Here is a 25,520-nt window from a genome sequence, read left to right as displayed (position 1 = left end):
CTGACTCGGTCGGGTGGCTACGAGGTACTGCTATGCCCCGTCGCGCGTTCCGCGTCGCCTACGACGGCCGCCCCTACTACGGCTTCCAGCGCCAGCCCGACGTCACGACCGTCGAGGACGAACTGTTCGGCGCGCTCCGGCGGCTCGACGCCTTTGAGGGGGAGAAACCGCCGGGGTACGCGGCTGCCGGCCGGACCGACGCCGGCGTGTCGGCGCGCGCGCAGACCATCGCCTTCGACGCGCCCGCGTGGCTGACGCCGTCCGGGCTGAACAGCGAACTCTCCGGGCCGCTGCGCGCGTGGGCGACCGCCGACGCGCCCGCGGAGTTCCACGCGACCCACGACGCGAACTGGCGGGAGTACCGGTACTTCTGGCTCGCGCCCGAGCGTAGCGAGGGCGCGGAACGAGCGAGTAGCGAGGGACGGGGTCCCTCGGACCATTCGAGCGGGCGAAGCCCGCGAGAAGACGGGGAGGAACGACCCGCGAGCCACGCTGGAGACGCGGACGACCGAGCGGCCGAGGCGCTCGACCGGCTGCTCGGCGAGCACGACTTCCACAACCTCACGCCCGACGACGCCAACACCGTCCGCGAACTCTCCGGCGGCATCGAGCGCGACGGCGACTTCCTGGTGGTGACGCTGCGCGCGAGCGGGTTCTGCCGCGAACTCGTGCGTCGCGTCGTCGCGCTCGTGCAGGCGGTCGCGGGCGGCGACAACTTCGACCGCATCGACCGCCTGCTCGCCGCCGAGCCGATCGAGGGGCCGGAGGGCGTGACGCCCGCGCCGCCCGGCTCGCTCGTGCTCCACGACGTCGACTACGACCTCGACTTCGCCGTCGAGGCGAACGCGCTGGCCGCGACCCGGGCGATGTTCGCGGACCTCCGCGAACAGCGCCGTGCGCGAGCGCGGGCGGCCGGTCACGTCGCCGACTCCCTGTGAGTTATTTTCGCGCCGGAGCGCCGGCAATCGCCCCGTCGTTCATCAACGTTTAACCGGTCTGCACCGAACGAATGCGGCATGAGTAGCGTTCCCGAACGAAGCGAGCTCGACGAACGACACACGTGGGACCTGGAGAGCATCTACGCCAGCGACGACGACTGGGAAGCGGCCTACGAGGACGTCGCGTCCCGACTGGACGAACTCGAAGCCTACGAGGGGCGGCTCACCGAGTCCGGCGAGACCTTGCTGGAAGCGCTCCAGCTCCGCGACGACATCCACCGCGAGGCCGAGCAGGTGTCGGCGTACGCGCGGATGCGCTCCGACGAGGACACCCGCGACCAGCAGTATCAGGCGCTCCGGGCGCGGGCGTCCAGCCTGATGGCGGACGTCTCCAGCGCGACCTCCTTCTTCGGTCCGGAACTCCAGGACTGCACGCGCGAGGAACTCCAGGAGCTCGTCGAGGAGGAGCCCGAACTGGCGACCTACGAGCACTACTTCGACGACGTCCTCCGCATGAAGCCGCACACGCGCTCGGCGGAGGTCGAGGAGCTGCTGAGCGACCTCGGCGACGTGCTCGGCGCGCCCAGTGACGCGTACAGCATGCTGACGGACGCGGACCTGGAGTTCCCGACCGTCGAGGACCCCGACGGCGAGGCCGTCGAAATCTCGCAGGCGAACTTCACGAAGCTCCTCAAGGAGCCCGACCGGGAGTTCCGTCAGACCGTCCACGAGTCGTTCTTCGAGACCATCGGCGACGTCCGCAACACCATCGGCGCGACGATGAAGAATCAGGTGAAGAAGGACGTCAAGCTCGCGGAAGCCCGGAACTACGACACCGCCCGCGAGGCCGCGCTCGACGGCGCGAACATCCCCACGGAGGTGTACGACAACCTCGTGGAGACTGTCGACGACAACCTCGACAAGCTCCACCGCCACGTCGACCTCAAGCGCGAGGCGCTCGACGTCGACGAGGTCCAGATGTGGGACCTCTACATGCCCATCGTGGACTCAGAGAGCCCCGAAGTCACCTACGAGGAGGCCAAAGAGCACGTCGTGGAGGCGGTCGCGCCGCTCGGCGAGGACTACCAGAACCGCGTCGCCGAAGGGCTGGAGTCCCGCTGGGTTGACGTCTACGAGAACCGCGGGAAGCGCTCGGGCGCGTACTCCGGGGGGACCTACGACACCCAGCCGTTCATCCTGATGAACTACCAGGACGACATCTCCTCGATGTTCACGCTCGCGCACGAACTCGGGCACAGCCTCCACAGCCAGTACACCAGCGAGCAGCAGCCGTACGTCTACTCGGACTACGAAATCTTCGTGGCGGAGGTCGCCTCCACGGTCAACGAGGCGCTGCTCGTCAACCACCTCCTCGATACGGTCGAGGACGACCACTTCCGCAAGCACATCCTCAACGAGTACCTCGAACGGTTCCGCTCGACGCTGTACCGGCAGACGCTGTTCGCGGACGTCGAACACCGCCTGCACTCGCTGGCCGAAGAGGGCGAGGCGCTGACGCCCGACCGCGTGGACGAGGTGTACGGCGAGCGCAAGGAGGCCTACTACGCGAACGCCGTCGTCGACGACCACATCCGCCGCGAGTGGATGCGCATCCCGCACTTCTACTACAACTTCTACGTCTTCCAGTACTCGACGGGCATCTCGGCGGCCGTCGCACTCGTGCAGGACATCCTCGACGAGGGCCAGCCCGCCGCCGACCGCTACCTCGACTTCCTCAAGCGCGGGTCCAGCGAGTACCCGCTGGAACTGCTGCGGGCCGCGGGCGTGGACATGTCCACGAGCGAGCCCATCGAACGCGCGCTCGACGTCTACGACGAGCGCCTCGAACAAGCCGAGGAACTCGTCTGAGGGCGCCACGGACGGTCAGTTCTCCCCGTTCCCGTCAGACGCCCGAACGCCGGTAGGCGTTCCGCCTACCCAAAGGAACTTCTACGCGCGGCCCCTACCACCACCAACGAATGTCGCGCAGTCCTTCACTACCTGACCGGCCGACGCTCGACGTCGACCCCGAGTCGTCGCCGGAAGAACACTTCGACGCGCTCCAGGACCACTACGGAGAGATTCTCGACGTCCACGAGCAGCTGCAGTCCCAGCTCGAGGAGGTCGAGTCGCGTCGCGAAGAGCTCCGCGAGGAGGTCGACCGCCTCCAGCGGGAGAACGAGACGCTGAAGACCGCGTCGCTGTACCTCGCCACCGTCGAGGACCTGCCCGAGGACGGCAGCGCCGTCATCAAGCAGCACGGCAACAACCAGGAAGTCCTCACCGAGCTGTCCCCGCGGCTCGCCGACGAGCTGGAAGTCGGGGACCGCGTCGCCATCAACGACTCGTTCAGCGTGCAGCGCGTCCTCGACGACGAGACGGACGCCCGCGCGCAGGCGATGGAGGTCGACGAGTCGCCGACCGTCGAGTACGACGACATCGGCGGCCTCGACGAGCAGCTCCGGGAGGTCCGGGAGGCCGTCGAGGACCCCCTCGTCAACCCCGAGAAGTTCGAGAAGGTCGGCGTGGAGCCGCCGAGCGGCGTGCTCCTGCACGGGCCGCCGGGCACCGGGAAGACGATGCTGGCGAAGGCCGTCGCGAACCAGACGGACGCGACGTTCATCAAGATGGCCGGCTCGGAGCTCGTCCGGAAGTTCATCGGCGAGGGGTCGCGGCTGGTCCGGGACCTCTTCGAGCTCGCCGACCAGAAGGAGCCCGCCATCATCTTCATCGACGAGATCGACGCCGTCGCCGCCAAGCGCACGGACTCGAAGACCAGCGGGGACGCCGAGGTCCAGCGGACGATGATGCAGCTGCTCTCGGAGATGGACGGCTTCGACGAGCGCGGGGACGTCCGCATCATCGCCGCCACGAACCGCTTCGACATGCTGGATTCGGCGATTCTCCGCCCGGGCCGCTTCGACCGCCTCATCGAGGTGCCGAACCCGACCGAGGAGGCCCGCGAGCGCATCCTCGAAATCCACGCGGGCGACATGAACGTCGCCGACGACGTGGCGTTCGCGGACCTCGCCCGCGAGACCGAGGGCTTCTCCGGCGCGCAGCTCGCGAGCCTCGCCACGGAGGCGGGGATGTTCGCGATTCGGGACGACCGCGACGAGGTCCGCCGCGAGGACTTCGACGCCGCCTACGAGAAGCTCGTCGCCGAGGGCGAGGACGACGTCGGCCCGAACTACCCCAGCTACATCCGGTAATCCGCTCTCGCCGTTCCGGATTGGAACGCTCTTGTGTCGCGCGCCCCGACGCGTTCGTATGACCATCAGAGTCGTCTGGGGGACGGGCACGGCGCCCACGGAGATGGCGGCGTACGACGCCGCGCTCGCGGACGCCGGCGTCCACAACTACAACCTCGTCACGGTGTCGTCGGTGATTCCCGCGGACGCCGACGTCGAAGCGGTGGGGACCGCGTCGGACCTCGGCCCCGCCGGGAACCGCTTGACGGTCGTGGAGGCGCACGCCAACGCCGCCGGGCCGCGCCACGTCAGCGCCGCGCTCGCGTGGGCGGAGAGCGACGAGGGGCCGGGCCTGTTCTACGAGGTCGCCGACGAGACGGACGCTGCGGACGTCGAGTCCCGGGTGCGCGCCGGCATCGACGCGGGCATGGACCTCCGCGACTGGTCGTTCGACGACGCGACAGTCCGCACGACTAGCACCGAAGCCGACGCCGGCGAGTACGCGGCGGCGGTCGTGGTCGCCGCGTACGGTGACAGCGAACCGATTCTTTGAGCGGTCGGAGTGTGTGAATACCACCCAGACTAAAAGGACTTTACGTGGGGGTGCCCTACTAACAGCGAATGCACGGGAACACGCCGTACAGTGGTGCCGAGCCGTCGGAACCCGACCCCGAGCTCACGGGAACGCAGCGGCGCGCGCTCCAGGACAGCATCTCCCAGATTACCGCCCGCACGCGGGACTTCCTCCCCGACGAGTACGTCGTCGGCTCCGAGATTAGCTCCGGCTCGAACGGCGTCCAGGTCACCGTCGCCGTCCGCCCGCCCGCCGGCAACCCCGTCAGCGCCGGGTTCACCCCGGAGTTCGACGGCGTCGCCGACGACGAGCTCATCCCGGACGACGACCGCGAGGAGGTCGCGCGCGGCCTCGCCGCCAGCGCCGCCCTCCAAGTCAAGCACGCGCTCGGCGACGACGTCCCGCAGACCGCTCGCTGAATCACCGGCTCCGTCGCGGCGGCTGCGACTCGCCCCGGGTCTTTTCTCCTCTCGGGTCGTCGGAACGCGTGATGGCCGAGCGTCCGCCCTCCGACTCTCCGTTCCGAACGCGGCTCGCGCTCGCACTCACGTTCGGCGTCACGCTGACCGCCGTGTTCGGCGTGCTCGCCGCGCTCACGCTCTCCGGTCCGTTGTCGGTCGTCACCGGCGCGACCGCGCTCGGTATCGGTATCTGCGCCGTCGCCGCGGCTGTCGTGTTGCTCGCGCGCGACGACGCCAAGAACTGAGCTACTTGCCCCAGAAGGGGTCGCGCTTCCGCTGGATTTCGAGGTACGCCTTCAGCGCTTCGCGCTCGTCGGCCGGAATCTCCTCGGAGAGTTCCTGTTCGAGCACCTTCGCGTGCTTCTCGGGGAGGTCCACCCAGAGCTCGTCGCCCTCCTCGATGTCGCGGCCGACCGTCGGGCCGTCGATGGAGACGCTGACGCGGTTGCCCGCGCGCGCCTCGTCCACGTCCTCGCCCTGCTCTTGGATGCCCTTCACGACGCCGACGCGCTCCAGCTCGTTGCCCTCGATGAGCCCGACCGGCGTGTTGCGCTTCAGCGTCCCCGAGACCACTTCGACGCCGACGACCGCGGGGTCGTTCTGCCGGAACACGTGGTCCTGGAGGATGCGGAAGCGCGCGGGCCGCACGATGTTCTCGAAGATGGCTTCCTGCTGGGCGCGCTCGCGCTCCTCGACGAACTCCTCGTAGTCGTCGACGAGCTGGTAGATGACGTCGCTGTCGAAGATGCGGACGTCCTCGTCCTCGGCCTTCTGCTCGGCGTCACCGAGCACGTCCACGTTGAACCCGAGGATGGTGCGGTGCTTGTCGTCGTCCGCCGTGGTCGCCATCGCCACGTCCCGGGGCGCGATGTCCCCGACTTCCGCGGCCATCACGGGAATCTCGGCTTCCTCCATGGCGTTCGCGAGCGCTTCGAGGCTGCCGAGCGTGTCGGCTTTCACGACGACGCCCTCCTCGGCGGTCTCGACGGCGACCTCCGCGAGCTCCGCCTCGACCTCCTCGACGACGGCCTCGACGTCGCGGTCGCCGACCACGCGGACCGGCGCGCCCGCCATCGCCTCGTCGAGGTCCGGCGCGGCAATCTTGAGGCCGGCCGCCGCCTGCATCGACTCCACGTCGTCGAAGCGCTTCTCCGTGCGAATCTCGGCGAGCTCCCGGGGCTTCAACAGCGCCCGGACCTCGGTGACGATGGTCTCGTTGGTGCCGCCGACGACAATCTGGTCGCCCTGCCGGATGGTGCCGTCGTAGAGAATCACGTCCAGCGTCGTCCCGAACCCGCGCTCGTCCTTGACTTCGAGGACGGTTCCCGCGCCCGGGCCGTCGATGTTCACCTCCATCTCGGACTTCATGTACCGCTGGGCGAGCCCCATCAGCACGGTGAGGAGGTCGGGGACGCCCTCGCCGGTCTCCGCCGAGACCGGGATGACGCCGATGTTCGACTGGAAGTCCTGCACGCGCCAGTAGAGGTCCGAGGAGAACCCCGCACCGGAGAGCTCGCCGATGAGCTCGTACAGCGCCTCGTCGAGCTGGCTGCGCACGCGGTCGGACTGGTTGTCGTAGGTCTGCTGGACCGGGGCGTCCTCGGTGGGGTTCCAGCCCGGGATGGTGTCGATCTTGTTCGCGGCGACGACGAACGGCGTCCCCGTGTCCTTGAGGATGCGGATGGCTTCCTCCGTCTGGGGCTGGAAGCCGTCGTTGACGTCCACGACGAGGATGGCGATGTCCGCGAGCGCACCCCCGCGCGAGCGCAGCGTCGAGAACGAGTGGTGGCCGGGCGTGTCGATGAACAACAGGCCCGGGAGGTCGAACTCCGTGGGGTCGACGAGGCTCCCCGCCACTTCGCTGACGACGTCCAGCGGCACGGCTGTCGCGCCGATGTGCTGGGTGATGGCGCCGGCTTCGCCCTCGATGACGGCGGAGCCGCGAATCTTGTCCAGCAAACTGGTCTTCCCGTGGTCGACGTGGCCGAGGACCGCGACGATGGGCGTCCGCAGCTCCCCGGGGTCTTCGGTGGTGTCTGCGTCGGACATAGTAGAATCCTCCGAGAGAACGGTTGTTGACCGAACAGAGCGGGCGGCGGCGTATAATTCCATCGTCACGAGCCGCCGGCCTCGTGCGTCGCGCGTCCGACGACCCCGCGGGGTTTATGTGGATACCAGCCAAGATTCCCGGGTATGGCCGACATCCTCGCAGAGAACCTCTCCGGGAAAGCCGTGATGGGGTCGGACGGCACGGAGCTGGGCATGCTGTACAACATCACGATGGACCTCAAGAGCGGGAAGCTCGAAGACCTCCTCGTGGAGCCGCTCGAAGACTCGAACGTCACCGTGAACTTCCCGACCGACGGCGAGGGCCACTACCGGGTGCCCGTCGGGCGCGTGCAGGCGGTCAAGGACTACATCGTCGTCCAGCGATAGTGAAGGTCTTAGACGCCTCCGCGTTCATCCACGACTACGAGCCCGACGGCGAGACGGCGTCGATTCCCGCCGTCCGGGACGAGCTGGAGGACGCCGCAGCGTACCGCTACGACGCGATGGCGGGCGGCGGGATGCAGGTGCAGGTGCCGGGCGACGCGGCGCTCGCTTCGGCTCGCGAGGCCGCGCGCGCGACCGGCGACCTCGACGTGCTCTCCGAGACGGACCTCCGGCTGCTCGCGGCGGCGCACGAACTCGACGGCACGGTCGTCACCGACGACTACGCGGTGCAGAATGCGGCGGACGAACTCGGCGTCGGCGTGGACGTCATCGAGCAGGAAGGCATCAGCGAGCGCCGGAACTGGAACTTCCAGTGTCAGGGCTGCGGCCGGGAGTTCGACGAGTCGAAGGAGCGCTGTCCGGTCTGCGGCAGCGACCTCGCGCGCAAGCGCCCCCGCTAGTCGTCGCTCTCGACCACTTCCGCCTCGTTCTCGACGGCTTCGAGGCCGCTGTCGATGAGCTGGCGGAGCACCTCTTGTTCGGACAGTCCGTACTCCCGCGCCAGGGCCTCGACTTCGGCGGCGACCGAGTCCCCACACACGATGGAGTACTTCCGCGGCATGGCCGTTCGTTCGAGCGCGCTCACCGTAATACTTAGTCAGCCCGGCGTCAGACGAGCTGTCAGGCGAACGCGACGTACGCCATCGCGAACTGGACGGCGTCGTAGGTGCCGTGGACGACGACGGGCGCGAACAGGTCGTCGGTGCGCTCGTAGGTCGCGCCAAGCACCAGCGAGACGACGAACAGCCGGCCGAGCGTCACGAGTACCGCGCCCGGCGTCGCGCCCGTGCCGGCGTACGCGAGCACGTGCGCGGCGGTGAACACGAGACAGCCGACGACGACCGCGCCGCGCCGCGAGAACGCGCCGTAGAGGTACTTCTGGACGCCGTTGCGCGCGAGCAGCTCCTCGCCGGGGCCGACCGCGAGATACGAAAGGACGACCAGCGGCGGCAGAATCCCGGGGTAGTCGCGCGCCGTCTCGACGAGCGAGTGCGTGGTCTGCGGGAGGTCGAAGAGGACGACCAGCCCGACCAGCGCGTAGTGGACCGCGAAGATGGCCGCGACGCCGACGGCCGCGACTTTCACGTCGCGGCGCGACGGCCGGGAGACGTCGATGCCGCCGTCGTACCACGTCACGAACGCGACGCCCGCGAGCCCGTACCCGGCGCTCGCGACGGCGGTGTTGACGGAGACGGAGACGACGGGAGTGTCGGGGACGAGGCCGACGGCGACGCTCGCGAGCAGCGACCCGAACACGAGCGCGGCCAGCGAGACGACGACGCCGACGACGAGCCGCTGCTCGCGGGCGCGCACCGCGGCCCGTTCCAGCCCCGCGTGCGCCGCGGCGGCCGCGCCGACGGCGCCGAGACCTGCGAGGAGTACGAGCGCGGGGCCGCGTGGCAGTCCCGCCGTCGCGGCGTTGACGCCGAGTGCCGCGGCGACGACGAGTCCGACGCCGCCGAGGCCCGCGAGGAGGTCGAGCCGGGGCGCGTCGACGCCGTAGCGGCGCGCGGCGAACGCGGCGGCCGCGAGCAGCGCGAACGCGGTGGCGGCGCGCGCGGCGAGCGCGGCCCCGGCCGGCCAGTCGAGGAACGTGGCGGCCAGCCCGACGCCCGCGACGACGAAGCCGACGGTCTGAGCGTACCGGTCGTTCACGTCGCCGAATCCGGCCTGCTGGGACAAAGGCGTGCCGCTCCCGGCCTACTCGACGACGAGCTCGGTCTTCTCGGGGAGCCCGCGTTCCCCCGAGAGCAGGCCGCGCGCGGCGTCCTTCCCCCACTCGACGGCGGGCTGCGTGAACGTCTCCACGCCGTACAGTTCGCCTGCGAGGACGCAAGCGGCCTCGAAGTCGTACAGTAGCCGCCCCAGCGAGCGCTCGTCGATTCGCGGAATCTCGACGCGAACACTCGGCACGCCGGACTCGGCGAGGCTCGCTTCCGTGGCCTCGAACTCCGCGTCAAGCAGGTCGCCGAGGCTGCCGCCCGCGAGGTAGTCCAGTCCCTCCAGTTCGGTGTCGGGAATCCCGCGGTCCTCGCGCTCGCGCGCCCGGACGAGCGTCACGAGCTTGTCCCGGGGGCCGGCGCGGTAGAGTTGGAGTTGGCTGTGCTGGTCGGTCGCGCCGAGCGCCCGCGCGGGCGTCTGCCCGAGGCCGTCCTTCCCTAAGCTCTCGGCCCACAGCTGCGCGAACCACTCCGCGAACGTCTCCAGCGACTCGGCGTACGGCATCATCGCGTTGATGCCCGCGCCGCGGACGTCGAGGGCGTACGCCGTCGCGCCGTACGCGTACGCCGGACAGTCGAACAGCGACCCCGTGAGCGCCGCCCGGCCCTCGCGTGCGCCGGCGAGAATCGCTTCGACGTCGTGGCCAGCGAGCGCGGCAGCCGGCAGTCCGACCGTCGAGAGCGCGGAGAACCGCCCGGGGACGCCTTCGGGCGCGTCGAGCGCGGGCAGGTCGTGCTCGTCCGCGAGGTCGCGGAGGTTCCCCTCCGGACCGGTCGTGACGAACGTGCGTTCGGTCCAGTCCACGCCCGCTTGCTCCATCGCGTCGCGCACGACGAGGAAGTTCGCAAGCGTCTCCGCGGTCGTCCCCGATCGCGAGACGACGTGGACGACGGTCTGCGAGAGGTCGATGTCCTCCAAGAGCGCGGTGACGTGCTCGGGGTCGACGTTGTCGAGGAAGTGCGCGTCGAGGTCGCCGCCGAGCGCGTCCACGAGTGTCGCCGCGCCGAGCGCGCTCCCGCCGATGCCGACGTTCAACAGCACCTCGCTGTCCGCGAACGGCTCGACCGCCCGCTCTATCGCCGCGGGGTCGGCGGTCTTCGGGAGGTTCAGCGCCGCGTACCCGAACTCCTCGCGGGTCATCCCCGCGACGATGTGCTCGTGCGCGTCCCTGACGCGGTCGTCGAGTCGCTCCAGCGCGTCCTCGGGGACGCCCGGCGACGCCTCCACCGCCAGCGCGTTGCCCACGTCTACGTGCATGTCCAGTACCGGGACGCCGGCGTGCTTAAGCGCTGGCCTCTCGCTGCGGCGAGTCGCCGCGCTTTTGCTGTGGTAGCGCGCAGTCTCGGGCAATGGGTCGGTTCGACAGCTACTCCGGGCTGGTGACGGCGTACCCGTACGCGTTCCGGCAGTCCGACTCGCTGCTGTTCCGGAGCTACGTGGTCGTCAGCACCGTCGTCGCGGCGGTGGTCGTCGCGCTCGCGGTCGGCGGACTGCTCGTGCTCATCGGGAACACGACGGGCGGGGGCGGCGGGTCGCTGACGCTCTCCCGGACGTTCTACGTCGTCGTCGGCCTGTTCGTGTTCGTCCCCATCGTCGCGCCCGTGCTGTTCGTGGCGAACCGCCACCGCCGCGAGCGGGAAGTCGCCGACGGCTACGACGCCGCGCTCGCGGTCGCCGGCTACGTCTTCGTGCTCTCGGTGTACGTCGCGCTCGTGGCGTCGATGCCCCCGGAGTTCGGGTCGGAGGGGAACGTCGTCACGCGCCCGGAGCCGTCCGGCATCTTCGCGCCCGTCGTGGAACTGCTGTACGCGGTGCCGTCCGTGGCGGCGCCGCTGTTCGTGCTCGCGGGCGCGCTCGTCGTCTACGGCGTCCACCGGCGGTACGCGTCGAAACACGGAAACGGCGAGCCGGCCTAGGCCCGTCGATGACAGACGAGAAGACCGCGACGTTCCTCGTCACCAGCGCGGCGGACGGCTCCGCGGTGCTCTCGGACGTGACGGACGCGCAGGTCCACACGCTCTCGGAGAACCCGGGGCTGGCGGAGGGCGACGTGCTGGAGGCGACGGTCGCGCCGGACCCGCCGATGAACGTGACGTACAGCGTCGTCGAGGTCGCCGAGCACAAGCAGATTCCCGTCGAGGAAAGCGACGAGACGCCGACTCCCCAGTCCAAGGAGATAGCCGAGGGGCTGGACGCCGGCGACTTGGAGACCGTCGAGCGCGCGGGCGTCGGCGAGGTCCACGTCCTCGGCGTGCCCGAGGACGGCGTCGATCAGACCGTCGAGGACGTGCTCGCCGACGAGCAGACGGTCGCGCGCGCCGCCCGCATCGGCATCGAGCGCGTCGAAGTCCGCTCCGGCGAGGACTTCGTGAGCGTCCGCTACCTCCCCTAGTTCTCTCCGCCGGCTCCGTTCCGTCCGGCGTCGCGCTCGACGAACGCCAGTTCCGCAGTTTCGTCCAGTGACTCGTCCCCGACGACGCCTTCGACGCGTAGCGGGATGTCCGGACTGGTGACGCCGCAGCCCTCGTTGACCGAGACTGACCACGCGTCACCCTCGCGGGCGCGGTCGTTCGACCGCTTGAGGTACGCCCGCACGTGGTCGGTCCGCAACTGGTCGCGCACCCAGTCGCCGACGTCCGCCGGGTACGAGACGGTGACCGTGGTCGCCATGTGCGCGTGTACGGCCGCCAGCGGTCTTACGCTCACCGCCGCATTCTGTTCTTCTGGAGGCGACATCTTCAAGCCCGCCGCCCGCCTAGAGCGGGTATCCATGATGGCGACGACACACGCGCTCGTGGGGCTGGCGGTCGCTGCGCTCGTCTCACTCGTCGTGCCCGAGTTCGGCGTCGCGGTGGCCGCTGCCGGCCTCGCTGGCGGCGTCTTCCCCGATCTCGACCTCTACGCCGGCCACCGCCGTACGCTCCACTTCCCGGTCTACTACGGCGCCGCCGCGGCCGTCGCGGCCGTCGTCGCGGTGGTCTCGCCGACCGCGTGGACCGTCGCCGCGGCCGTCTTCCTCGCGGCCGCCGCGCTCCACGCCGGCAGCGACGCGCTCGGCGGCGGCCTCGAACTCGAACCGTGGGAGGGGACCAGCGAGCGCGCCGTCTACAGCCACTTCCACGGCCGGTGGCTGCCGCCGCGCCGGCTCGTCCGATACGACGGCGCGCCCGAGGACCTCGCCATCGCCGCCGTCTTCGGCGTGCCCGCGGCGCTGGCATTCGGGCCGAACGTCCAGCAGGTCGCCGCGGCCGCGCTCGTTGTCTCCGCCGGCTACGTCGTCGTCCGCAAGCGCCTTCCCGCGGTCGCGACGTGGCTGTTCGCGCAGGTCCCGTCCAGCGTGCGCCGGCACGTCCCCGAGCGGTTCGCTCCGTGACGCCCGGCCGGGTATAAGAAGCCTTAACCTCGCTCGCTCCCGACCCGAATCCATGCCCAGTTTCGAGGTCCCCGAGGTCGACCTCAGCCAGTACTCCATGCGGCAGCTCGTCGCGCCGCCGCTGGCGGTGCTGGTAATCGCGCTGGCGGTCATCGGCGCGTGGTTCGCCCTCACGGGGTCACCGGTCACCCCCGGCATCGAGTTCACCGGCGGAACGGAGCTCGTCGTCGAAGCGGACGCCCCACAGTCACAGGTCACGGCCGCGTTCGACCAGCAACACGAGTCCATCCGCCCCATCGGGACCGACAGCTCGCAGTACCTCGTCACCTTCCAGTCCGAGAACCAGCAGGCGCTCGCCCAGCAGGCCGCCGACGCCGGCTACGAGGTGGTGCAGTCACAGAGCACCTCCGCGACGTTCGGCGGTTCGACCCAGCGGCTCGCGCTGCTCGGCGTCGGCATCGCGTTCGCCGGCATGAGCGTCGTCGTCTTCCTGCTGTTCCGGAGCTTCGTCCCCTCCATTGCCGTGGTGCTGTCGGCGTTCAGCGACATCGTCGTCCCCGTCGCGCTGATGAACCTCTTCGGCATCAAGCTCTCGCTGGGGACCGTCGCCGCGCTGCTGATGCTCATCGGTTACAGCGTCGACTCCGACATCCTGTTGAACAACCACGTCCTCCGGCGCTCCGGGGACTTCTGGGAGAGCGTCCACCGCGCGATGCGCACCGGTGTCACGATGACCGTGACCTCCATCGCCACGATGGCCGTGATGACCGTCGTCTCGTACATCTTCGGCATCCAGCTGCTCTCGGCCATCGGGCTGGTGTTGGTCTTCGGCCTCACCACTGACCTCATGAACACGTACATGTTGAACGTCACCCTGCTTCGCTGGTACAAGTTCGAGGGGGTGTCCCGATGAGCTGGCTCCGCGAGAACTGGCGGGTCGCCTTCCTCGTCGTGTTGCTGCTCGGATCGTCGGTCGCGCTGTTCGCGCCGGGCATCGGCGCGTCCGCCAGCGGGGACGAGGAAGCCGCGTCCCGGCCGACGAACCTCCAGTACGGCCTCGAACTCTCTGGTGGCGTGCGGCTTCGGGCGACCGCCGTCGGCGTCACCGCCAGCGGCGTCGACGTCCCCGGCGACGAGACCGAGCGCAACGCCCTCGAAGCCGACGTTGCGAACGCGCTCTCGCTGGAACCCGGAAGCGTCACCGCCCGCGACCGGACGTCGAGCGACAACCCCGACGTCGTGGAGGTGTACTCGAACAACACGACCGCCGAAGTGGGCGCGGCGTTCGACGAACTCGGTCTCGCCTACGAGTCGCTGGACTCTGGGGTCACGGAGGCCACGCGGGACGAAATCGCGGACACAATCTCCACGAAAATCGACGCGACCGGGTTCAGCGGGGCGCGAGCGTACCCGACCACGACCCAGTCCGGGCAGAGCTACATCGTCGTCGAGGTCCCCGGACAGAACGCTTCCGAGGTCCGGTCGCTGATTCAGGGCCGCGGCGAGGTCGAGATGCGGGCGTACTACCCAGAGGGCGGCAACCAGACGAACGCGACGGTGCTCACGCACTCCCAGCTCCAGCGCAGTGACGTCAGCACCGCGCAGATGATCGACGGCCGCCCGTCGGTCCCGGTCTCGCTCACGCAGGACATCGCCGAGACGTTCGCCGCGGACATGCGCGAGTACGGCTTCACGTCCGGGCAGGGCGTCAGCAACTGCGAGTTCCCGGACGGCGGCTACTGCCTGCTGACCGTCCTCGACGGCGAAGTCGTCTACGACGCGGGCGTCCGCGCGAACCTCGCGCAGAGCTTCGAGAACGGGGAGTTCGTGCAGGACCCGCGGTTCGTCATCACGGCCAACTCCATGGAGGAGGCGCGCGAACTCCGCGTGAACCTTCAAGCGGGCGCGCTCCCGACGCAACTGGAGTTCCAGGACTCCTACTACGTCTCCCCGAGCTTCGCCGAGCGGTACAAGCCGCTGTCGCTGGTGACCGGCCTCGCGGCCGCCATCGCGATGGCGCTGGTCGTGTTCGCGCGGTACGGCGACCCCCGGGTCGCGATACCGATGGTGTTCACCGCGCTGTCTGAAGTCGTCATCCTGCTCGGGTTCGCGGCCGTGAGCGGGCTCGCGTTGGACCTCTCGCACATCGCCGGGTTCATCGCCGTCATCGGGACGGGGGTGGACGACCTCGTCATCATCGCCGACGAGGTGATGACCCAGGAGGTCGGCTCCCAGCGCGTCTTCAAGAGCCGGTTCCGGAAGGCGCTGTGGGTCATCGGCGCCGCCGCGGTGACGACCATCATCGCGATGAGTCCGCTCGCCGTGCTCAGCCTCGGTGACCTCCGCGGGTTCGCCATCGTCACCATCCTCGGCGTGCTCATCGGCGTGCTCGTCACCCGGCCGGCGTACGGGGACATCCTCCGCCGCCTGCTCACCGGCGAGCACTGACGCCGCCGTCTTCTCCGCCGCCCGCAGCGAGCACCACGCTTAACCCGGCTACGGACGCATAGCGACTATGCACACAGATACGTGGCGCGCCGGCGCCAGCGCCACCATCAGCCTCACGGGCGTCGTCGTCGTCGCCGTCATGGTGCGCCACGTCCTCGACGCGCAGCCGCCGCTGTCGGGCTGGCTGCTCGCCGGCTTCGGCGGCCTCGTCGGCGCCGCGCTCGTCGCCGCCGGCTACGTCGTCTACCGCGCGGAGTTCACGCGCCGGCAGACGCTCGGCATCGCCGGCTGGAACGTCCTCGGCATCGTCGTCATCGGCGCCGCGCTCGGCCTCCTGTACGCCTACCAGTCCGCGGTCGCCGTGCTGCCCGCTGCGCCCGTCTTCTCCGGCACCGTCGTCGTCGCGGTCAGCGCCGTCGCGCACGTCCTCATCGGCGTCAACGACGCGCGCCGCATCCGCGCCCGCCAGCTCGCCCGCGAGCGCGAGAAGCTCGACGTGCTCTCCCGGCTCGTCCGCCACAACCTCCGCACGGAGGCCCAGCGGCTCTACAGCTACGCCACGCGCGTCCGGATGGCCGACGACGAGGCGACGGACGACCTCGCCGACGACGTCCACGGCTCCGGGGAGCGCCTCGCGGCGCTCCACGGCCACATCACGACCATCCGCAACCTCGTGGACAGCCCGCCGGAGCCCCGCCCCTACGACGTGAGCAGCGCCGTCGCCGACGTCGTCACCGACCTCCGCGAGGAGTACCCCGACGCGACCATCGACGTGACCGTCACGGACGCGACGCCCGCCGCCGGCGACTACCTCGCGGACGCGATTCGGGAGCTCGTGGAGAACGCCATCGAGCACAACGACAGCGACGAGCCGTGGGTCGGCGTCGAGGTCGCGACCGCGGACGGCCGCGTCGAAATCGCGGTCCGCGACGACGGCCCCGAGATTCCCGAGGTCGAGCGCGCGACCGTCACCGGCGAGCGCGAAATCACGCAGCTCAGCCACGGCAGCGGCGTCGGTCTCTGGTTGGTGCGCTGGATTGTCGATGCCTACGACGGCCGCCTCTCCTTCGGCGGCCGCGAGGACGGCAACGAGGTCCTGCTGTCGTTCCCTAGAAGTCGGTGAGCTTTGCCTCGGTGGCGCCCTTCGCGTCCAGCCCGAACTCCGCGAGCTCCACGAACTCCATGTCGTTGTCGCGGAGCGCGCGCCGCACGCGCTCGGAGGCCGACGGCGCGACCAACATCCCGCGAACCTCGTCGTTGCTCTCGGAATACAGCTCGACGTAGCGCTTGAGCTGGTCGAAGTGGTTCAGCGTCGCCTGAATCCGCTTCACTTCGACGACGACGGGCGTGCCGTCCTCGTCGACGGCGTAGAAGTCCACGAACCCGTACTTCGTCTCGCGCTCGTGCTCGACGATGCGCAGGCCCGCTTCCAGCTCCTCGGGGTTGTTCTGGATGTACTCGTGCATCTCCGCCTCGGTGCCGGACTCCTCGTAGGTCGCGCCGTCCTCGGCCTCGAAGCGCGTGACGCCGTACGCCTCCAGAATGCGGGCTTCCACGCGCTCGCTGGGGTTGCTGCGGCGCGCGAGCAACACCGCGTCGCCGTCGCTCTCCCGGGCCTCGACGGTGCCGCCGCCCGGCATCCAGTTGACGGGCTTGTGGCCGGTCGGCTGGTGGACGAGGAACGTGCCGTCGGGCTTCGCGACGAGCAGGCGGTCGCCCTCGCCGAGGTAGCCGCTGGTGCGGCCCTCGTACTCGACCTCGCAGCGGGCCTGTACGGTCAACACCGCGCCGTCCCGGACCGCCGCCTTCGCCGCCTCGACGACCTCCTCGGGGGTGGGCGCGTCCAGTCGCTGTACGACCATCGTCTCCACTCGGTTGCCGCGCCGACCGATAAACCTGTGGTTTGGCGGCGGCTGCCGGCGGCGTCAGCCAGCCAAAGTGGCATTTAAGCCGATAGAGCGAAACGTCGAGGTATGTCCGAGTTCGGTGCTCTCTCCGTCGTCCCCCCGTTGCTCGCTATCGCGCTCGCCATCGTCACCCGGAAGGCGGTGCTGTCGCTGTTCCTCGGGGTGTGGTCCGGCGCCGTCATCTACACCGGCGGCGTCGGTCTCACGCAGACCTTCGACTGGATTGCGCGCTCCATCTCGCAGGTGTCCGCCGAGGGCAAGGGCTCGATATTCCACGCGCAAATCATCATCTTCACGCTCCTGCTGGGGTCGGCAGTCGCGATGATTTGGCGCCTCGGCGGCTCCCACGCCGTCCGCGACTGGGCGCTCGAACACATCGACAGCAAGCGCACCGCGGGCGTCGTCGCGTGGCTGCTGGGCCTGCTGTTGTTCTTCGACGACTACGCGAACACCGCGGTCGTCGGCTCCACGATGAAAGACGTCTCCGACTTCCTCGGCGTCTCCCGGGAGAAGCTCTCGTACATCGTGGACTCGACGGCCGCGCCCGTCGCCACGCTCACCATCTCCTCGTGGGTGGCGTTCCAGCTGTCGATGATAGAGTCGGGCTACCAGACGGCGGGCGTCGCGGCCGCCGACCGCCCGGACTCGTTTGCGGTGTTCCTGCAGTCGATTCCGTTCAACATGTACGCGATTCTCGCCATCGCGATGGTCGCCATCGTCGTGCTCTCCCGCCGAGACTACGGCGAAATGCTCGGCGCCGAACACCGCGCGTCCACCACCGGGAAGGTCTCCCGCGACGACGCCCGGCCGATGCAGGACGTCGAAGCGACGCTCGGCGAACCCGAGACGGAGAACCCGAAACTGCTGTCCTTCTTCGCGCCCATCGCGGTGCTGGTCGCCGTCACCGTCGGCTCCGCGCTCTACACGGGGTACGCGCCCGGCGCCAGCCTCTACGACATGGTCGTTGACGCCGACTACGCGCTCGCGCTCATCTTCGGGTCGTTCGCGATGGTCGTCTCCACGTACGTCCTGGGGCTCGCGTACGGCGTGCTCTCGCTGGGGGAGAGCGTGGACACCACCATCGACGGGTTCGGCATCATGCTCACGGCGGTGACGATTCTCGTGCTCGCGTGGTCCATCGGGAACGTCGTGGAGGCGCTGGGCACCGGTACGTACGTCGCGAACGCCGTCGAGCAGTTCCTCACGCCCGAACTGCTGCCCGTCGTCGTGCTGTTCACGGCGGCGTTCGTCGCGTTCTCCACGGGGAGCTCGTGGGGGACGATGAGCATTGTCACGCCCATCGCGGTGCCGGTGGCGTGGAACCTCACGGGCAGCCACACGATGGTCGCGGCCGCCGTCGGCGTCGTCTTCTCGGGCGCCATCTTCGGCGACCACGCCTCCCCCATCTCCGACACCACCGTGCTGTCGGCGACGTTCACGGGCGCGGACCTCATCGACCACGTACGAACGCAGCTGTACTACGCGGTCACCGTGGTCGCGGTCGCCGCGCTCCTGCTGGTCGTCTGGGGGTTCACGCGCGTCACGCCGCTGCTGTTGCTCCCGGTCGGTATCGGCCTGCTCGTCGTGCTCGTCTACGGCCTCTCCGAGTTCGACGCGCGCCGCCGCGGCATCGACCCCAAGCAGAGCAACGTCCCCACCCCCGAGAACGACTAGAACTCGTCTAAGCCGGACTGCTCGGCGGCCGCGAGCGCGTCCCGGCTCGTCTGCCACGACTTCCGGGCGCAGGCCGGGATCGCGTCGTGCTCACGGACGTACTCGCGCAAGAACTCTCGCGTCGTCGGGTCGCTCGGGTACCCCGAGCCCACGTCGCCGTACTCTGCTGCGAGGTCCGCGACGTGGCTGTCGCGGGCGACCTTCGCGACGATGCTCGCCGCCGCGACGAGCGCGTACTCGTCGTCGGCGCCGTGCTCGGCGGTCACGTCCACGTCGGCCGTGACGCCGTCCGCGACCCGGCGCCCGAACCGCGCCTCGTCCACGTCGCCAGCGTCCACGTAGCCTGCGAGACCGTCCGCCGCAATTTCGTCGAGCGCGCACGCCTGCGCGTCGACGGTGAGCGCGTTCATGTCCGTCTCGGGGTCGTCGATGCGCTCGACGGGAACCTCGGCGACGCCCACCTCGAAGTCCTCGCGGATTTGCTCGTCTAACTCCTCGCGGCGCGCGGCCGAGAGCCGCTTGGAGTCCGCGACGCCGTCCGGGAGCTCCTCGGGGTCGCCGACGACCGCCGCCGCGAACATCGACCCCAGCACGGGGCCTTTGCCGGCCTCGTCGACGCCGAAGTGCCTCATTCCACGAAGAACTCCTCGTCCTCGAACTCGTCGCGCTCGCCCTCGACGGTCACGACGTCCAACGCCGTCACCGTCGCGTCCACGCCGAGCACGCCAGCGAGACTCGGCTCCGTGAGGCCCTCGTCGCTGGAGACGAGTTCCTTGATGTAGAGCCCGCCCTCGCCCTCGATTTCGACGACCGCGTGCGTGTCGTCGGTGAGTTCGCCCTCGATGTCGTACACCTCGCGCTCGCGGACCTTCTCCGCGCGCCGGTGCTGCACGCGCTGGGGCGTCTCCTGCTGGATGGTCGCGCCGTCCAGTTCCAAGAGTGCGGCCTCGAAGTCGTCCTCGGTGACCGATTCGTCGAACTCCACCTGCGCGCGGTAGCGCTTCCGCGCGTCCAGTTCCTTCACGCGCGCCACCATCTCGTAGGACGCCAGCCGGATCCCCTCGACTTCGACCTTCCCGTCGGCGTACTCGTTGATAGCCTCCTCCAGCTTCTCGGGGTCCGGGTGGCGCTCCTGTGGCGCGTCCACCTCGACGACGAACGGCCGGCCCGTCCCCAACATCAGCGCGTCGATGTCCTCGCGGCCAGCGCCGTGGAACGACGCCGATTCGCCGTCCATGGCGTCGATGACGGGCGGCGCGGTCAACTGCTCGACGCTCTCCGGGTAGAGGTAGCCCGTGCCGTCGCAGTGCGGGCACGGCGAGTCGACTAGCGTCCCCGTCCCGTTGCAGTCGCTGCACGGCCACTTCGTCTGCGGAATCCCGCGTTCGAGCTTGCGGTAGCGGCCGTAGACGAACGCCGAGTTCACCGTCACGTCCACCGTCTCCGACTCGACGTCCAGCACCGCGAGCACGTCCGGGCGCTCGAAGTCCACGTCCGCGCCCGTCCGCTTCCCGACGCGCTTGCCGACCTCGCGGTTGCACTCGGACTTGAACAGCTCGCCGGCGTCCTCGTCCAAATCGGCGAGATCGCGCAGCATCGTCTCGTTCTCCTCCACCAGCGGCGGCGCCCGCGTCCCCACCTGGTACGTGTCGAAGCGCTGGTCGGCGAGCGCCTCGACCACGAGGTCCGCGAACTCGTCGAAGCGCCCCGACGCGCCCTCACACACCCAGCACTCCGAGGGTTCGACGCCCTCGTACGGCTCGTCGTCCTCCAGCGCGATAGTCGTCCGGAGCGCCCGGCCGCGCTCGGCGTTCGTCAATCCGAAACTCCGCTCCGCGAAACACCGCCCCACGCAGGCGTCGCAAATCGGGTCCTCCGCCAGCACCCGTCGCGCGTCCTCCAAGACTGTCATGGGTGTTGTGTCGCGGGCCGCTGGTACGTACTCTTCGGTCCACGGGTGTCGGCTTCTCGCAGCCGTCAGTATGTACTCCGTTTCCTCCAGAAAGCCCTCGCGTCGCTCGACTCGGGGGACTCGCTGTGCGCGCTCGCTCCGCTCGCGTGCTTGCTTCGTCCGCTGTCGTCGATCGCCGCTCGCCCTTTCAATCCGCCGGAAATCGGAGATTTCCGAGGCCTCGGGAGAGCGAAGCTCTCCCGGCGACCGCCAGGATGTCGGTTGGTTGGTCGGCTGCGCTGTGGTCGGTCGATAGGCGTAAATCGCGAGGCTGCGATGGGTCGGTATGCGCCAGTTCGTCGTGCTCGGCCACCACGCGCCGACCGACCCCGACTTCTCGTTGGACGACCTCGCGGGCGGCGCGGGGCGTCTAGACGTGCTCTGCCGGTGCGTCAACGCCGCGCTGTTCCTCTCGCACGACGTCCGGCGGGACGTCAAGGTGCACCTCGTGCTCGGCGACGAGGTGACCGTCCGCATCGACGGCAGCGAGTTGCGGTACATGAACCCCGACGAGCGCAACATCGCCGGCCTGCTCAAGCAAGCGCTGGAGGCGAAAGACCGCGCCATCGGCCACCGCGAGGCCGAGTCGACTCCGGGCATCCACGTCTCCAAGCGCGGATTCGAGACGGTGCTGGACGACCTCGACGGGACCGTCGTGGAGCTCCACGAGGACGGCGACGCGCTCGCCGACGTCGAACCGCCCGAGGACCCGATTTTCGTGCTCTCGGACCACGAGGACTTCACCGAGGCGGAGGCGGTCTTCCTCGCGGACCGCAGCGACCAGCGCGTGCGCGTCGGCCCCGAGATTCTGCACGCCGACCACACGATTACGGTCGCGCACAACTACCTCGACACCGACGGCTTCACGGAGTACTGATGCGCGTCAGCGTGATTGGTGCGAGCGCGCCGTCCGCGGACGCAACCGAGAACGCCCATGAAGTCGGCCGGCTGCTCGCCGAGCGAGGACACACTGTCGTCTGCGGCGGCCTCGGCGGCGTGATGCGCGCGGCCTGCCGCGGCGCCAGTGAGGCCGGCGGTCACACCATCGGCATCCTCCCGGGCGAGGACCGCGACGCGGCCAACGAGTACGTGGCGACGGCTATTGCGACCGGCCTCGGGCACGCGCGGAACGCGCTCGTCGTGCTGAACGGCGACGCCGTGATTGCCGTGGACGGCGCGGGCGGTACGCTCTCGGAGGTTGGCCTCAGTTCCGTGTACGACCGCCCGATTGCGGGCCTCGGCGCGGCCGACGCCCCGCACGTCGAAGCCGTCGAGACGCCCGCGGAAGCGGTCGATTACGTGGAAGCGCGCGTCGATTGACGGCCGCGGGGCTGGCGGCGCGCGAAAGAGAGATAGAGAGAACCGCGGGCTACCCGGTTATTCGAGGTCGAAGCGGTCGAGAGTCATGACCTTGTGCCAGGCCTCGACGAAGTCCTCGACGAACTTCTGTTCGGCGTTGTCCGCGCCGTAGACGTCCGCAATAGCGCGGAGGCGGGCGTTCGAGCCGAAGATGAGGTCGAAGCGCGTGGCTTCCCACTCGACCTCTCCGGTGTCGCGGTCGCGCACCTCGAAGACTTCCTCGTCCTCGTCGACGGCCTCCCACTCGTAGTCCATGTCGAGGAGGTTCGCGAAGAAGTCGTTCGTGAGCGCGCCGGGCTCGTCCGTGAAGATGCCGCGGTCGTCGTCGCCGTACGTCGCGCCGAGCGCGCGCATGCCGCCGACCAGCACCGTCAGCTCCGACGGCGAGAGGTTCAGCAGCTCCGCCTTGTCGATCATCCGGTCCTCGGGGCGGTCGTTGTAGCCGCCGCCGAGGTAGTTCCGGAACGCGTCGGCCTTCGGCTCCAGCGGCTCGAAGGCCTCCGCGTCGGTCTGCTCGGGCTTGGCGTCGGTGCGGCCCGGCTCGAAGGGCACCTCGACGTCGTAGCCGGCGTCGGCGGCCGCCTGCTCGACGGCCACGTTCCCGCCGAGCACGATGAGGTCCGCCAGCGAGACGCGCACGTCGTCGTCGCGCGAGCTGTTGAAGTCCATCTGGACGTCTTCGAGCGTCTCGAGGACCGTCTCCAGTTCCTCGGGCTCGTTGACCTCCCAGCTACGCTGGGGCTCCAGCCGGATGCGGGCGCCGTTGGCGCCGCCGCGCTTGTCGCTGTCGCGGTACGTCACTGCGGACGCCCACGCGGTCTTCGCGAGCTGCTGGCGCGAGAGGTCCGTGTTCAGGAGCTGCTCCTTGAGTTCGGCGACCTCCTCGTCGCCGACGAACTCGTAGTCGGCGTCCGGAATCGGGTCCTGCCAGACGAACGTCTCCTCGGGGACCTCCGGGCCGACGAGGCGCTCCGGCGGGCCCATGTCGCGGTGGATGAGCTTGTACCACGCCCGCGCGAACGCCTCCTGGAAGTCGTCGGGGTTGTCCTGGAAGTGCTCCAGAATCTCCCGGAAGTCGTCGTCGTGCTTCAGCGCGACGTCCGTCGTCAGCATCATCGGCTCCTCGGTGTCCTCGGGGTCGTGGGGGGCCGGCGCGTCCTCGACGTCGTCACCGACCGGCCGCCACTGCCACGCGCCGCCGGGGCCCTTGACCGAGGTCCAGTCGTGGTTCAGGAGGTTGTCGATGTACCCCATGTCCCACTGGGTCGGCGCGGAGTTCCACGGTCCCTCGATGCCGCTCGTGATGGTGTTCGGACCCTTGCCATCGCCGAGGTCGTTGTCCCAGCCGAGCCCCTGCAGGTCGATGGGTGCCGCCTCGGGCTCGACGTCGACGTGCTCCTCGGGGTCGTCGGCGCCGTGGACCTTCCCGAACGTGTGGCCGCCCGCGATGAGCGCGACCGTCTCCTCGTCGTCCATCGCCATCCGCGAGAACTCCTCGCGGATGTTCTCCGCGGAGCCCTCGACGTCGGGCTCGCCGTACGGACCCTCGGGGTTCACGTAGATGAGGCCCATGACGGTGTTCGCCAGCGGGTCCTCCAGTTCGCCGGTCTCGTTGTCGCCCGTGAACCGCTCCGGGGAGGTGGTCTCCCACTCGGTCTCCGGGCCCCAGTCGACGGCGTGGTTGGGCTTGAACTCGTCCTCGCGGCCGCCCGCGAAGCCGAACGTCTCGAAGCCCATCGTCTCCATGGCGACGTTCCCCGCGAGGACGATGAGGTCGCCCCACGAGAGCTTGCGGCCGTACTTCTGCTTGACCGGCTGGAGCAGGCGGCGGGCCTTGTCGAGGTTGACGTTGTCCGGGAAGCTGCTCTCCGGCGGGAGGCGCTGGAGGCCGCCGGACGCGCCGGCGCGACCGTCAGCCGTCCGGTACGTACCGGCGCTGTGCCACGCCATCCGGATGAACAGCGGGCCGTACGTGCCGTAGTCCGCGGGCCACCAGTCCTTCGAGTCCATCATGACCTTCCGGATGTCGTTTTTCAGCTCCTCGTAGTCGATGTCCTCGAAGGCCTCCGCGTAGTCGAAGTCCTCGTCGTAGGGGCCGACCACGTGGTCGTTGTCGTCGAGTACGTCGACGTCCAGCAGGTTCGGCCACCAGTCGTCGACGCCTTTCGGGTCCCAGTGCTCCCCGCTTCCCCCGTCGGGTCGCAGGTCCGCCTCGGATTCGGATGTGTCGTCACTCATCGAGATACTACCTACACGGAGTCACTCGTGCGTCCCAGTTAACGGTACCGTTGGCATCTGCCAACTTCAGCGACCCGCTCACCGCCGCGCTGTCGCGTGTTCTCACCACCCACGCCTCGCCGATTCGGAAGCGTTAAACACACCACGAACCAACGTGAGACTGCGGGCCGGTGGGGTAGCTTGGTATCCTTCGGCCTTCGGGTGGCCGTAACCACGATTCAAATTCGTGCCGGCCCACTTTTCCCGCACTCCGACGCGACGAACGACCAGCGTGTCGTTCGTCCGTCGATGGCAGTGTGTGCGGCGTACGAATTTGAATGAGGCGAGGCGCGCGCAGCGGAGCGAGCACGTCTCGACGTAATCCAATATTCGTGCCGGCCCACTTCTCCCGCGTTCTCCGAGGTGATGGGCACTCAGCGTAGCGTTCGTCTACCGTGTGTGGTTCTTCGAGTGCAGCCGCTCTCCGACGGAAATAACAGAAAAACGGTGGCCGTTACTAGCTGCCGCCCAGTTCGACTTCTTCCTGCGTGACGACAGTCCGAGAGCCGCTGCTTCCGACGGCAGTCACGGTGACCTGAACGGAGCTACTGCCGACCTGAATGGTCTGATTCCCCTGGTAAGCGTTCGTGTTGGTGGTGCCGTCGTGGAAGATTTTCACAGACTGACCAACGTCCGTCATGTTCACGCTGGCGCTGTCTCCGGCGGTGACGCTGACGTTTTGGGCGTTCCCTTCACTGATCCAGGTGACGCTGGCGTTGCCGTCGTTGGTCTGACTGACGTCGGCGCCGGCTTGGACGTTTTCGCTGACTGAGTCGCCGAAGCCGAGTACGAAGCTGGCGATGACGGCGGCCAGAATGACTGTAATTGCGACCATCAGGATAACACCGATGACCGGCGACACGCCGCGTTCGTCGAAGTCCGGGGTTTCGAAGCTGATTTTCTTCATGGTGTGTGCTGCACGCGACCGGAACGGCTGCGACGACGAGTCGCCGCGTGTGGAGCTGCCCCCTCCGTTGCCGAATCCGTGCTGGCGGGTGCTATCTGCTCCGTGCACTTAACTTCCATCGCCAAGTGGTACCGCGCTGACGAGTCTCCGTCGTCGCGTCCTCGGCGGGTTCGCGGGTCGCGTCAGCGTCGAGTGTGGGACTGCCGCTGCGCTCGCCCGTAAAATAGCATTATTGATAATGCGTG

At 69.1% G+C, this 25,520-nt stretch carries 27 protein-coding genes and 1 tRNA gene; 18 read left to right on the top strand and 10 right to left on the bottom strand.

All coding sequences use genetic code 11. The annotated features are described in order from the left end of the window. Positions 1–32: 32 nt before the first annotated feature. The 6 genes from truA (at position 33) to HHUB_RS11020 (ending at position 5,409) form a co-directional block, all read left to right on the top strand. Positions 33–938 carry a tRNA pseudouridine(38-40) synthase TruA gene (gene truA / locus HHUB_RS11045; RefSeq protein ID WP_059057661.1) on the top strand — a complete coding sequence of 302 codons (906 nt, stop codon included), beginning with the start codon at positions 33–35 and terminating at the stop codon, positions 936–938. A gap of 78 nt (positions 939–1,016) precedes the next feature. Then, on the top strand, positions 1,017–2,807 hold the full coding sequence (gene pepF / locus HHUB_RS11040) for an oligoendopeptidase F (RefSeq protein WP_059057660.1): 1,791 nt from the start codon (positions 1,017–1,019) through the stop codon (positions 2,805–2,807). A gap of 110 nt (positions 2,808–2,917) precedes the next feature. Beyond that, a complete protein-coding gene (gene pan2 / locus HHUB_RS11035) occupies positions 2,918–4,150 on the top strand; it encodes a proteasome-activating nucleotidase Pan2 (RefSeq protein WP_059057659.1) in 1,233 nt (410 codons plus the stop codon). Between the two features lie 58 nt (positions 4,151–4,208). Then, on the top strand, positions 4,209–4,682 hold the full coding sequence (locus tag HHUB_RS11030; RefSeq protein ID WP_059057658.1) for a pyruvoyl-dependent arginine decarboxylase: 474 nt from the start codon (positions 4,209–4,211) through the stop codon (positions 4,680–4,682). Positions 4,683–4,750: 68 nt separating this feature from the next. After that, entirely contained in the window at positions 4,751–5,122 is a 372-nt protein-coding gene (locus HHUB_RS11025) for a DUF5811 family protein (RefSeq protein WP_059057657.1), read from the top strand. A 71-nt stretch (positions 5,123–5,193) separates the two neighbouring features. After that, entirely contained in the window at positions 5,194–5,409 is a 216-nt protein-coding gene (locus tag HHUB_RS11020; RefSeq protein WP_059057656.1) for a hypothetical protein, read from the top strand. A gap of 1 nt (position 5,410) precedes the next feature. Here HHUB_RS11020 and infB read toward each other — a convergent pair whose 3' ends face one another. Continuing rightward, on the bottom strand, positions 5,411–7,213 hold the full coding sequence (gene infB, locus HHUB_RS11015) for a translation initiation factor IF-2 (RefSeq protein WP_059057655.1): 1,803 nt from the start codon (positions 7,211–7,213) through the stop codon (positions 5,411–5,413). Positions 7,214–7,357: 144 nt separating this feature from the next. Here infB and HHUB_RS11010 point away from each other — a divergent pair, with 144 nt between their 5' ends. Both HHUB_RS11010 and HHUB_RS11005 read left to right on the top strand, forming a co-directional pair. Further along, positions 7,358–7,600 carry a PRC-barrel domain-containing protein gene (locus tag HHUB_RS11010; RefSeq protein WP_059057654.1) on the top strand — a complete coding sequence of 81 codons (243 nt, stop codon included), beginning with the start codon at positions 7,358–7,360 and terminating at the stop codon, positions 7,598–7,600. Continuing rightward, on the top strand, positions 7,600–8,058 hold the full coding sequence (locus HHUB_RS11005; protein WP_059057653.1) for an NOB1 family endonuclease: 459 nt from the start codon (positions 7,600–7,602) through the stop codon (positions 8,056–8,058). Before HHUB_RS11010 ends, HHUB_RS11005 begins: the two co-directional genes overlap by 1 nt. On the opposite strand, the gene HHUB_RS11000 is transcribed toward HHUB_RS11005, so the two are convergent. Genes HHUB_RS11000 through HHUB_RS10990 form a run of 3 tightly spaced genes read right to left on the bottom strand, consistent with a single transcriptional unit; the run spans position 8,055 to position 10,636 of the window. After that, complete coding sequence (locus HHUB_RS11000; RefSeq protein WP_059057652.1) at positions 8,055–8,219, bottom strand: CopG family transcriptional regulator; 165 nt, start codon at positions 8,217–8,219, stop codon at positions 8,055–8,057. The two genes, HHUB_RS11005 and HHUB_RS11000, sit on opposite strands and share 4 nt — an antisense overlap. Before the next feature lie 59 nt (positions 8,220–8,278). After that, entirely contained in the window at positions 8,279–9,313 is a 1,035-nt protein-coding gene (locus HHUB_RS10995) for a CPBP family intramembrane glutamic endopeptidase (protein ID WP_059057651.1), read from the bottom strand. Positions 9,314–9,358: 45 nt separating this feature from the next. Continuing rightward, entirely contained in the window at positions 9,359–10,636 is a 1,278-nt protein-coding gene (locus HHUB_RS10990; protein ID WP_059057650.1) for a hypothetical protein, read from the bottom strand. Positions 10,637–10,728: 92 nt separating this feature from the next. On the opposite strand from HHUB_RS10990, the gene HHUB_RS10985 reads away from it, so the two are divergent. Both HHUB_RS10985 and HHUB_RS10980 read left to right on the top strand, forming a co-directional pair. Beyond that, entirely contained in the window at positions 10,729–11,295 is a 567-nt protein-coding gene (locus tag HHUB_RS10985; RefSeq protein WP_059057649.1) for a hypothetical protein, read from the top strand. Between the two features lie 8 nt (positions 11,296–11,303). Continuing rightward, positions 11,304–11,771 carry a DUF5812 family protein gene (locus HHUB_RS10980; RefSeq protein WP_059057648.1) on the top strand — a complete coding sequence of 156 codons (468 nt, stop codon included), beginning with the start codon at positions 11,304–11,306 and terminating at the stop codon, positions 11,769–11,771. Here HHUB_RS10980 and HHUB_RS10975 read toward each other — a convergent pair. Continuing rightward, the gene (locus HHUB_RS10975; RefSeq protein WP_059057647.1) at positions 11,768–12,049 is read right to left on the bottom strand and encodes a hypothetical protein; all 282 of its coding nucleotides are present in this window, start codon (positions 12,047–12,049) and stop codon (positions 11,768–11,770) included. The two genes, HHUB_RS10980 and HHUB_RS10975, sit on opposite strands and share 4 nt — an antisense overlap. Before the next feature lie 100 nt (positions 12,050–12,149). On the opposite strand from HHUB_RS10975, the gene HHUB_RS10970 reads away from it, so the two are divergent. The 4 genes from HHUB_RS10970 (at position 12,150) to HHUB_RS10955 (ending at position 16,323) form a co-directional block, all read left to right on the top strand. Next, positions 12,150–12,752: a metal-dependent hydrolase gene (locus HHUB_RS10970; protein WP_179204563.1), complete on the top strand. Its 603-nt coding sequence runs from the start codon at positions 12,150–12,152 to the stop codon at positions 12,750–12,752. 52 nt (positions 12,753–12,804) lie between these two features. Then, a complete protein-coding gene (gene secF / locus HHUB_RS10965) occupies positions 12,805–13,665 on the top strand; it encodes a protein translocase subunit SecF (RefSeq protein ID WP_059057646.1) in 861 nt (286 codons plus the stop codon). After that, positions 13,662–15,200, top strand: coding sequence for a preprotein translocase subunit SecD (locus tag HHUB_RS10960; RefSeq protein WP_059057645.1), 1,539 nt, complete (start codon positions 13,662–13,664; stop codon positions 15,198–15,200). The genes secF and HHUB_RS10960 overlap by 4 nt, the downstream gene beginning before the upstream one ends. 67 nt (positions 15,201–15,267) lie before the next feature. Next, on the top strand, positions 15,268–16,323 hold the full coding sequence (locus tag HHUB_RS10955) for a sensor histidine kinase (RefSeq protein WP_059057644.1): 1,056 nt from the start codon (positions 15,268–15,270) through the stop codon (positions 16,321–16,323). Here the strand turns inward: HHUB_RS10955 and nucS are convergent. Continuing rightward, on the bottom strand, positions 16,310–17,062 hold the full coding sequence (gene nucS, locus HHUB_RS10950; RefSeq protein WP_059057643.1) for an endonuclease NucS: 753 nt from the start codon (positions 17,060–17,062) through the stop codon (positions 16,310–16,312). The genes HHUB_RS10955 and nucS overlap by 14 nt on opposite strands. Before the next feature lie 111 nt (positions 17,063–17,173). On the opposite strand from nucS, the gene HHUB_RS10945 reads away from it, so the two are divergent. Then, complete coding sequence (locus HHUB_RS10945; RefSeq protein WP_059057642.1) at positions 17,174–18,781, top strand: Na+/H+ antiporter NhaC family protein; 1,608 nt, start codon at positions 17,174–17,176, stop codon at positions 18,779–18,781. On the opposite strand, the gene rnhB is transcribed toward HHUB_RS10945, so the two are convergent. Together rnhB and HHUB_RS10935 are read right to left on the bottom strand one after the other, a co-directional pair. Further along, positions 18,778–19,413: a ribonuclease HII gene (gene rnhB / locus HHUB_RS10940; RefSeq protein ID WP_059057641.1), complete on the bottom strand. Its 636-nt coding sequence runs from the start codon at positions 19,411–19,413 to the stop codon at positions 18,778–18,780. The genes HHUB_RS10945 and rnhB overlap by 4 nt on opposite strands. Then, the gene (locus HHUB_RS10935) at positions 19,410–20,693 is read right to left on the bottom strand and encodes a tRNA pseudouridine(54/55) synthase Pus10 (RefSeq protein ID WP_059057640.1); all 1,284 of its coding nucleotides are present in this window, start codon (positions 20,691–20,693) and stop codon (positions 19,410–19,412) included. Before HHUB_RS10935 ends, rnhB begins: the two co-directional genes overlap by 4 nt. Before the next feature lie 325 nt (positions 20,694–21,018). Here HHUB_RS10935 and trmY point away from each other — a divergent pair, with 325 nt between their 5' ends. Both trmY and HHUB_RS10925 read left to right on the top strand, forming a co-directional pair. Further along, the gene (trmY, locus tag HHUB_RS10930) at positions 21,019–21,609 is read left to right on the top strand and encodes a tRNA (pseudouridine(54)-N(1))-methyltransferase TrmY (RefSeq protein WP_059057639.1); all 591 of its coding nucleotides are present in this window, start codon (positions 21,019–21,021) and stop codon (positions 21,607–21,609) included. Further along, positions 21,609–22,052: a TIGR00725 family protein gene (locus HHUB_RS10925; protein WP_059057638.1), complete on the top strand. Its 444-nt coding sequence runs from the start codon at positions 21,609–21,611 to the stop codon at positions 22,050–22,052. The genes trmY and HHUB_RS10925 overlap by 1 nt, the downstream gene beginning before the upstream one ends. A gap of 57 nt (positions 22,053–22,109) precedes the next feature. Here the strand turns inward: HHUB_RS10925 and katG are convergent, their stop codons facing one another. Next, positions 22,110–24,329, bottom strand: coding sequence for a catalase/peroxidase HPI (gene katG / locus HHUB_RS10920; protein WP_082687234.1), 2,220 nt, complete (start codon positions 24,327–24,329; stop codon positions 22,110–22,112). Between the two features lie 164 nt (positions 24,330–24,493). On the opposite strand from katG, the gene HHUB_RS10915 reads away from it, so the two are divergent. Then, positions 24,494–24,566, top strand: a tRNA-Pro gene (locus tag HHUB_RS10915). A gap of 259 nt (positions 24,567–24,825) precedes the next feature. Here HHUB_RS10915 and HHUB_RS10910 read toward each other — a convergent pair. Beyond that, positions 24,826–25,275: a type IV pilin gene (locus tag HHUB_RS10910; protein ID WP_059057637.1), complete on the bottom strand. Its 450-nt coding sequence runs from the start codon at positions 25,273–25,275 to the stop codon at positions 24,826–24,828. Positions 25,276–25,520: the final 245 nt, after the last annotated feature.

Origin of the sequence: Halobacterium hubeiense (assembly GCF_001488575.1) — an archaeon.
GTDB classification, from domain to species: domain Archaea; phylum Halobacteriota; class Halobacteria; order Halobacteriales; family Halobacteriaceae; genus Halobacterium; species Halobacterium hubeiense.
Note: the sequence above shows the minus strand (reverse complement) of the source record. Positions and strands in the feature narration are given on the sequence as shown.

What these genes read in the sequence shown, in the direction of transcription:
- truA (WP_059057661.1), top strand. Translation starts at nt 33, where the DNA reads ATGCCCCGTCGCGCGTTCCGCGTCGCCTACGACGGCCGCCCCTACTAC.
- pepF (WP_059057660.1), top strand. Translation starts at nt 1,017, where the DNA reads ATGAGTAGCGTTCCCGAACGAAGCGAGCTCGACGAACGACACACGTGG.
- pan2 (WP_059057659.1), top strand. Translation starts at nt 2,918, where the DNA reads ATGTCGCGCAGTCCTTCACTACCTGACCGGCCGACGCTCGACGTCGAC.
- HHUB_RS11030 (WP_059057658.1), top strand. Translation starts at nt 4,209, where the DNA reads ATGACCATCAGAGTCGTCTGGGGGACGGGCACGGCGCCCACGGAGATG.
- HHUB_RS11025 (WP_059057657.1), top strand. Translation starts at nt 4,751, where the DNA reads ATGCACGGGAACACGCCGTACAGTGGTGCCGAGCCGTCGGAACCCGAC.
- HHUB_RS11020 (WP_059057656.1), top strand. Translation starts at nt 5,194, where the DNA reads ATGGCCGAGCGTCCGCCCTCCGACTCTCCGTTCCGAACGCGGCTCGCG.
- infB (WP_059057655.1), bottom strand. Translation starts at nt 7,213, where the DNA reads ATGTCCGACGCAGACACCACCGAAGACCCCGGGGAGCTGCGGACGCCC.
- HHUB_RS11010 (WP_059057654.1), top strand. Translation starts at nt 7,358, where the DNA reads ATGGCCGACATCCTCGCAGAGAACCTCTCCGGGAAAGCCGTGATGGGG.
- HHUB_RS11000 (WP_059057652.1), bottom strand. Translation starts at nt 8,219, where the DNA reads ATGCCGCGGAAGTACTCCATCGTGTGTGGGGACTCGGTCGCCGCCGAA.
- HHUB_RS10990 (WP_059057650.1), bottom strand. Translation starts at nt 10,636, where the DNA reads ATGCACGTAGACGTGGGCAACGCGCTGGCGGTGGAGGCGTCGCCGGGC.
- HHUB_RS10985 (WP_059057649.1), top strand. Translation starts at nt 10,729, where the DNA reads ATGGGTCGGTTCGACAGCTACTCCGGGCTGGTGACGGCGTACCCGTAC.
- HHUB_RS10980 (WP_059057648.1), top strand. Translation starts at nt 11,304, where the DNA reads ATGACAGACGAGAAGACCGCGACGTTCCTCGTCACCAGCGCGGCGGAC.
- HHUB_RS10975 (WP_059057647.1), bottom strand. Translation starts at nt 12,049, where the DNA reads ATGGCGACCACGGTCACCGTCTCGTACCCGGCGGACGTCGGCGACTGG.
- HHUB_RS10970 (WP_179204563.1), top strand. Translation starts at nt 12,150, where the DNA reads ATGATGGCGACGACACACGCGCTCGTGGGGCTGGCGGTCGCTGCGCTC.
- secF (WP_059057646.1), top strand. Translation starts at nt 12,805, where the DNA reads ATGCCCAGTTTCGAGGTCCCCGAGGTCGACCTCAGCCAGTACTCCATG.
- HHUB_RS10960 (WP_059057645.1), top strand. Translation starts at nt 13,662, where the DNA reads ATGAGCTGGCTCCGCGAGAACTGGCGGGTCGCCTTCCTCGTCGTGTTG.
- HHUB_RS10955 (WP_059057644.1), top strand. Translation starts at nt 15,268, where the DNA reads ATGCACACAGATACGTGGCGCGCCGGCGCCAGCGCCACCATCAGCCTC.
- nucS (WP_059057643.1), bottom strand. Translation starts at nt 17,062, where the DNA reads ATGGTCGTACAGCGACTGGACGCGCCCACCCCCGAGGAGGTCGTCGAG.
- HHUB_RS10945 (WP_059057642.1), top strand. Translation starts at nt 17,174, where the DNA reads ATGTCCGAGTTCGGTGCTCTCTCCGTCGTCCCCCCGTTGCTCGCTATC.
- rnhB (WP_059057641.1), bottom strand. Translation starts at nt 19,413, where the DNA reads ATGAGGCACTTCGGCGTCGACGAGGCCGGCAAAGGCCCCGTGCTGGGG.
- HHUB_RS10935 (WP_059057640.1), bottom strand. Translation starts at nt 20,693, where the DNA reads ATGACAGTCTTGGAGGACGCGCGACGGGTGCTGGCGGAGGACCCGATT.
- trmY (WP_059057639.1), top strand. Translation starts at nt 21,019, where the DNA reads ATGCGCCAGTTCGTCGTGCTCGGCCACCACGCGCCGACCGACCCCGAC.
- HHUB_RS10925 (WP_059057638.1), top strand. Translation starts at nt 21,609, where the DNA reads ATGCGCGTCAGCGTGATTGGTGCGAGCGCGCCGTCCGCGGACGCAACC.
- katG (WP_082687234.1), bottom strand. Translation starts at nt 24,329, where the DNA reads ATGAGTGACGACACATCCGAATCCGAGGCGGACCTGCGACCCGACGGG.
- HHUB_RS10910 (WP_059057637.1), bottom strand. Translation starts at nt 25,275, where the DNA reads ATGAAGAAAATCAGCTTCGAAACCCCGGACTTCGACGAACGCGGCGTG.